Genomic DNA, 7,282 nt, shown 5'->3' with positions numbered 1-7,282 from the left:
CGGCTGTTGTAGGTCAACTGGGAGACCATTTGCCCCATGCTGCGGAACAAATCAACATCATCGGGGCTACGGAAATGTTCCGCGTTCTGGACACCAATCAGGACACCAATCTTGCCGCTACTTTTGGCAGCATCCATATCCTCGATTGAATCAATGCGTCTGAAATACTGCGAATAATCGGCAATGAAACCGTTGAGAAGGGCGAAATATTCAAGGGTTTCGCGGTGCGCCCCGGGGCCGCTTATGCCATAGGCATTGTGAAAAATATTGATCCCGGATTTATTAAACTCCTGGAAATCCTGCTCCCCGAACCCGCCCGGGGTCAGCACCCATTTTTCGACTTTCTTGTCGCTGAGGGCAATCAGCCCGAGCATGTCAATAACCAGGTTTTCCCGCACCAGGTCCATCGTCCGGCGGGAATAGCTTTCCCCGGAATGCGCAAACGCTCGGTACATCCCCCTGTTGATCATCGGGGCACCAAGAGACAGGGCGACACCCGCCGCCCCGGCTTTAAGTGCGTTACGACGATTCATCGCTTTAGCTTTATTCATCTTCTGCTCCTTGCAAACTGACTGATATACGACCCCAGGGGCCTGTCATGCCCCAAACATCCACAATTTATCCCGCCGTTCCGGCACCTCGAGTAAGCCAGCCACGCGGCTTCAGAACCTACGACAGGTAATTGAAACCGAGAATATTCCAGAAGTAATAGAACCAGCACATAAACAGGGCGCAGACAGTCACGATACTGAATCGAATGCGCGCCCCGAGGGTGCCACAAAGCCCGTCTTTCCAGACCTTCACGGTCCAGTACAGCAGGTAAACACCGGTAATGGTGGACAGGATGGGCAGCAACAGCCAGAGTTTCAAGCTCAACGGAATTTTCGCGAGAATAGAGTCTCCGGCAACCACAAGCACAACCGCACACAGAACGACGGTCAGCAGATTTGCCGCGGAGGCAAAAACGGCGGCCCTCAAGGCTTTCTTTTCACCAGGCTCCATCAATTTGATGGACTTCCGCTGGTAGAACCGACGCAGCACTACGCCAAGGAAGACAATACCGGACAAGGCGAGGAAGCCATAATTGAATGCTGTTGAATAAACAAAAGATGCTTTGAAAAATTCCAGCAAATGATTTCCGAGAAGAAGACCCGTGATCTCCCCGTCCTTTTCTATAAACAAAACCTTCGCCTCCCCGGGGGACATCTTGTTCATGCCGGGCAGCTCCTGGAATGTATTTTTACCTGTTTCAACAAACTGGGCTGACTTTCCCCCTGCAGTGATCAACAATTTATTGTCCGAGGTCGGAGTCACACTGACTCCCCCGAGCAGAGCCATGATTTTCTCGATGCCGGAAAAATTCATACGCCAGCCGAGATATGTTCCGGCATATTTGCCGGCACGTTCGGCGAAATCTGTCGGGGTATGAGGCATGTCAGGTTGCTCCGGATAGAATGCATCGTAAAAGCCGCTAACCACTTCATTGCTCACTTGCCCGCCCTGCTTGGAGCCGAAGGAAGCAAAGATGACGATCCTATTCTCAGTATCAATGGCCAGTTGGGACATAAAGGAGAAGGTTGCGCCATGATGTCCGATAATGGGGATACCGTTTTCCGTCAGTTCATAAAACCCCAGAGCAACACCATCCATTTTATCAGGATAGGCCGGGTTACGCGCCAACATTTGCCGGACGGTTTCCTCTTTCAGGATCCTCCGTCCCTGATATTCGCCTCCGTTTAAGATGGTCTGGCCGAAAATCATCATATCCGCAGCTGACACCGACGAGGCCCCGGCCGGGGAAAAGTTCGAGACAATTTCAAACGGCTTTTCCACGAACGTTCCACCTTCGAACGCATAGGTGCCCGCCATGTTGTCTTTCAGGTTTTCCGGCAGTGGCTCCACAAATGTGGCATGCTTCATGCCCAGAACATCGAAGATATTTTTCTGTACATAGTCGGAGAATTTCATCCCGGACACATTTTCAACAATAAGACCGGCCAGCGCTGTCGCATAATTTGAATAGGCCGTGTGAACACCCGGCGGATTAACACGGGCCGGCTGATATTTCTTCAGGGACTCCGCCAGCGGCACAACCCGGGAGGGGTCGCGAATAATGAGATGACCGAGAAAGCTGTCCTCAAAACCAGCGGAATGGGTCATCATATGGCGCATGGTCACCGGCTGCCCGGGATAACTATCCTCTATCTGAAAGGTTCTCAAATAGGCATTTACATCGGCGTCCAGGTCGATCCTGCCCTGTTCGACAAGCTGCATGACCGATGTCCATGTAAAAAGTTTGGAGATAGAACCGGGGCGGAACATAGTTGTTTCAGGATCGACCGGAATAGCCTTGTCATAATCCTGAAAGCCATACCCCTTGGAAAAGACAAGTTTGTCGCCCTGGGCAATTGCAACGACACCTGACGGCACATTGAATTTGCTCATCAAAGGATAAACCAGACCGTCCGAGAAGGCTTCGACGGCACCGACCTCAGTCGGGAAACTATTATTCTGTGCCCAGGCATTTCCGGATGAAAACACCAGAGTTATCAATATGAAAAGTATGGAAATAATCTTTGACTGCTTCATCAGGAAACTCCCTTTAAAAGGCCCCAGCATTTTCTGTTGATCGGAACCTGCAACTTGTACCATCCAGCAATAGATGCTTATTTTGCCACCTAGTTTCAGGAGATAAGATGAAAAAGACTCTATACATCAACTTCCATCTTATCTCGCTGATTGGGGTCAACCATTTTGTTAATAACTGTACCCGACAGATATGCCAATTGTACGAGGTTGAAGTATGGTAGCCTGCCCGTTTACCGGCACACCAAAGAAATTTACCAACAGGCTTTCGTCGGTATGGGCATGCCTGTTGGTCAGATTGTTGGCAAACAACTTGACTTCCCATGGGCCATTTTCAAAGCCCGCGCGCAAATCCACGGTTGTGTAGCTGTCCATGGTGCGGGAGGCGCCGATATCAGGTATGAAATAGGTCTGATCATCCACATAGCGCACCGAACCACTGACCCAACCTGTCCAGCCGCCTGAAACCTGGAAACCGTAGTCAGCCGTTGCGCCGATCAGCCAGTCAGGCACAAACGGAATGCGGTCACCGGCCACAGCCCCGAGGCTAGGCGCATCATCCAGAAATTCGGTATGCGTATAGGACGCATTAAACGACAGTTTGAATTCAGGCGTCACATTGACGCTAGAAGACAATTCCAGGCCTTTTACACGCGCGTCGCCGCCGTTTTCAAGCCACCCAAAACCACCTCCAGACGCCGTAACCTGAAGGCCCTGCCAATCATTCTGGAACAAAGCACCCTCTAAGGTCAGTTTACCATCCAGCAGCCTGCCCTTCAGGCCAATTTCATAACTGTCCAGCGTATCGGAATCCACCTGCGGAGGAATGCCGAAAATGGCCACGTTGGGGCCACCGGGACGGTAACCCGTCGCGTATCTTGCATAAACCATAAGATCCTCGGACAAGGTATATTTCGGTGACACCATATATGTCACGATCTCTTCAGAAGATGCCCCCCCCATGGCCGAACCCATAAAACCATAGAAAAGCCCGTCATCATACTCCGTATACACTTGGTCGTTCTTTGACCACCTCAGGCCTGCCGTTAGTTCAAACCTATCCGTGAAATCCACGGTCACATCACCATAAACGGCATATTCCTTATAGGAGGAGTCCAGCAAAATATCGGCCATGGGATTCAGGAAATCCACCAAGTTTCCGGCAGGGTCCTCAGCTGTAAAATATTGAGCGTTGGTCGCCGTTTCATCCGTGAAGAATCCGCCAAGAATCCACTGAAAAGCGGCCTCTTCATCCGATGATACCAGACGCAGTTCCTGTGTATATTTTTTAACCTTCACAGTGTTATCGTAGTAGATATTTCCTTCCGGCACCGCGCCCCCCGAAAAGATCGGCACTAGCCCCCCGTAAACACTGGTCCCGTCAATGCCGTCTCGTGTTTTCGTATAACTGTAACTGGATGACGATACCAAGTCCGCGACACCAATATTCCAGGAGATATTCAGCGCAGTAAAATACATGGTTTTCTTGAACGGTTCCCGCAAATAGGCACCGGTACTCAATTCATCCACTACCGGCTCAGAACTGGTCGGATCGAGGAAAATGGTTGCCTGGTCATCGGCATCCACATCCTGCACAATACCTGACAAATTGATATCTATTTTCTCACTGGGATTCCACTGCAGGGCCACCCGGGCACCGCTTTGCCGAACCTCATTTATATCATCCTCACCCCGGCGATAGTTATCGATGTAGCCCGGTGTATTGGAGTGATATCCGCTCACTGACATGCCGAGACTGTCTTTTACGAGCGGCACACTCACAGAGCCCTGCACATTGTATCCGAGGTCACCGCCGCCTTCCACAGAGCGCAATCCGGCGCCACCCCGCATTCTCACTTCCTGCAGGTTTGGTTTTTTGGTTACATATTTTATCAGCCCCCCCATAGCGCTGGCACCATAGAGTGTTCCCTGCGGACCACGCACGATCTCCAGACGCTCGATATCATAGGGGAAAAAATCCAGTTGCAGGATGCTTGCCCTGGAATAAATAGAGCTGGATCCCACAGGCGTTTCGTCGATATACGTTGCCACATTGGCGCCACCGCCGACACTTGACGAAACGCCGCGCAGTGTCAGAGTCACCTGCCCCGGCGTACCACCGCCCACAAGATTGAGACCTGGAATCTTTGCCGCATAGTCCATGATACTGGTTGCTGACGTATTCTCGAGCTCGGTTCCACCAATAGCAGTCACCGATACCGGCACTTCCAGGATCGTGGTGTCGCGCCGCTGCGCGGAAACCACCACCTCTTCCATCACCATAATCTCACCGTCACTGTCCACATCCTCGGCCATAGCCTGGGACGCCATAAGCGCAACAGATGATGTCGTGGCTGTCAAAGCAAAAATAAATGCGTCTACCCTACTCAGAACCATTTCCTTCTTCCTTCTCCTAAAATATATTATCTATTTTATAAAACTTGAGGTCATATTCATATTATAGTTCAAAAAATTAGTCAAATCCTATGTGCCCCTACAACTAGGCTTTAACTTTCAACTAATCTAAGTCTTTTTTTATATTATATTCTTATAGGCGAGACTTGGAAAATCACACTCCCAGAACTCGCTACGTCCCCGCAGTATTTTCTGTTTACAAGTTAGGTATATTTATTGAGCCTATCTTCATTAATTGGCAAGCCGCCTCTCTAGCACGCCCCGCGCATTCAATGACAGTTCTTGACTCTCTTTCATCTGGGTCCGTCATTTCCTCCGGCATCACTATTTCTCCTTTTACGGAACATCCCCGAACATCAGACGACTACTCCCTGACCGGCAATTCCAGCCTGGAGGAATCGTCGCCTCCATGTTTCACCGTCCACTGCAGTACAGTTCCGTCTTCAGGCCAACGCTTGAACATGTCGGCATCCGCACCTGACAGAGACAGTCGCACACGCCAGCCCTCGGGAATCATGGCCGCCACTGAAGCAAGGCGGATTTTCAATTCAATGACTTCATCAACCGGCACCGGTTGAGAGTCCGATCTTTTGTAACTATGTCGGGGGCCGTCCTGTACATAGGAAGCTCCCTCACCGCTGATTTTACGGTGAATTGCCCTCAACTCCCCCTCCGTGATGTAAAGCACGGCCCCTTCCGGAGAGACGGCCTCCAGGTAAGCAAAAATGACTGGATCCGGATGGGAATTTTTTAGCGAGAGGCTCAGAACAGGTGCCCCGACGATATGCAGGCCTTCCTGCAGCGGAGCACCTTGATAGACAAGCAGCTTCTTATCCTGTCCTGCCCTGTTCGGATAAAAGACATCTCCACCACCAAAGTTAGTATGCCAGCGCGTGGAAGTTCCCATCGTTGCCGAATAATCCACTGTATAATGATCTTCGCCACCGGCTTCCCCGGCTTCCCCCAAGAGCTGATTATCCTGTGCCAGATAATAGGTGCGTGCCCTTACCCCGGCAGGAGGCCAGACTTCACTCTCGTACCATTTTCCCGAACCAAGCTCATAATAGCGGATGGAATGTTCTGGCTGCCCAGCCCCCCCGTCTCGCAGAAATTTGTCAAAATACGCCGCGATCATGTCCAGTTGTTCTTCAGGAGAGATATCGGGTGCACTATTGGCGTCACGGAAGGGGTCAGTGTCATGAGCACCACCATGAGAAAAGGCTCCTATGATGACTCTTTGCGGGTTAGAGAACGTCTGAAACCTGGACAATGCTCCATCCGCGGTAGCGGCATCATACCACCCCGCCCAGACAAACATGGGAATGTCTGAAGCTTCTATTTCCCGGCCCCTGCCCGCCGGCATGAATGACCAGGCGTCGCTTCCCGCAATCCCCATGGGGTCATCGGAAAAATTGATACCCTCAAAAAGCCGGCCCACATTCACATTGTCAGCATGGCCGTTAACGGCCTCCCGCAGTAATGCCCCATGACGATCTGCGTCTACCGGTTTGACCCCGCCGACCCAAAGCCCACTGAGGGTACACAACACCCCTTTGATTTCGAGAAGAGCGCAAGTTTCATTTCGGTCCATATGACCAACCGCCTCGCCCCAGTTGTCCATATATTTATTTTTTGCGCCGCCGGGCTGGATCAACTGGTAAACAGGATCAAAATCACTGTACATCGGCGCCACCACGCGAACGGCGCCGCGCTGCGTCGTCGTCAGGAGTTCCGCCGTATTCCCCAGATAAGAGACACCAAGTGCGCCGATACGGCCGTTCGACCAGGTCTGGCGTACGATCCAGTCAGCAATCTCCCCATAGTCGGCAACCTCATCTGGACTTAACTCTGTTTGCCGGCCACCAAAGGAAGCCCCACTGCCACGGGCGTCGACTTTCACAAATGCATATCCCTTTTCGTTAAACAGCCTGACAAGCAAAGTCAAATTTGGATCTTCCGCCAACCCAAGGCCTACAGCAACATGCCGCAGAATACCAAGTTCGGATGCCCGCCAATACCTGGTCATATACATGATTGAAGGGAGCTTTTGACCCGGCTCGTATTCTCGCGGCAACCAAACATCCACCGCAATCTTCACGCCATCGCGCATGACAATATATTGTGCTGAGTTCCGTGTCACACCTGGCGATAATATTTTTTCGCCCGGCGTTTTTACCAACTGGTCGACAATTACGATAAGCGCCACTATAACAAGCACAGTAGCGGTAAACGCTTTTAAAAGACGGAACATCCATTTCTTTAACTGAGACACAGCATTACA

4 protein-coding genes are annotated in these 7,282 nt (G+C 51.2%); all 4 read right to left on the bottom strand.

Annotated elements, in window-relative coordinates:
* Positions 1–551: membrane dipeptidase (locus FIV46_RS07520; RefSeq protein ID WP_181163102.1), on the bottom strand; the 551-nt coding region annotated here is incomplete at its 3' end.
* A 118-nt stretch (positions 552–669) separates the two neighbouring features.
* Complete coding sequence (locus FIV46_RS07515) at positions 670–2,589, bottom strand: serine hydrolase domain-containing protein (protein ID WP_181163101.1); 1,920 nt, start codon at positions 2,587–2,589, stop codon at positions 670–672.
* 168 nt (positions 2,590–2,757) lie between these two features.
* The gene (locus FIV46_RS07510; protein ID WP_139940004.1) at positions 2,758–4,983 is read right to left on the bottom strand and encodes a TonB-dependent receptor; all 2,226 of its coding nucleotides are present in this window, start codon (positions 4,981–4,983) and stop codon (positions 2,758–2,760) included.
* A 382-nt stretch (positions 4,984–5,365) separates the two neighbouring features.
* A complete protein-coding gene (locus tag FIV46_RS07505) occupies positions 5,366–7,273 on the bottom strand; it encodes a CocE/NonD family hydrolase (RefSeq protein WP_139940002.1) in 1,908 nt (635 codons plus the stop codon).
* Positions 7,274–7,282: the final 9 nt, after the last annotated feature.

It is taken from the genome of Emcibacter nanhaiensis, assembly GCF_006385175.1.
GTDB classification, from domain to species: domain Bacteria; phylum Pseudomonadota; class Alphaproteobacteria; order Sphingomonadales; family Emcibacteraceae; genus Emcibacter; species Emcibacter nanhaiensis.
This window is presented reverse-complemented; position numbering and strand designations above follow the sequence as displayed.

Bases quoted from the DNA above. Each gene is read 5' to 3' on its own strand.
- FIV46_RS07510 (WP_139940004.1), bottom strand. From the start codon at position 4,983: ATGGTTCTGAGTAGGGTAGACGCATTTATTTTTGCTTTGACAGCCACG.
- FIV46_RS07515 (WP_181163101.1), bottom strand. From the start codon at position 2,589: ATGAAGCAGTCAAAGATTATTTCCATACTTTTCATATTGATAACTCTG.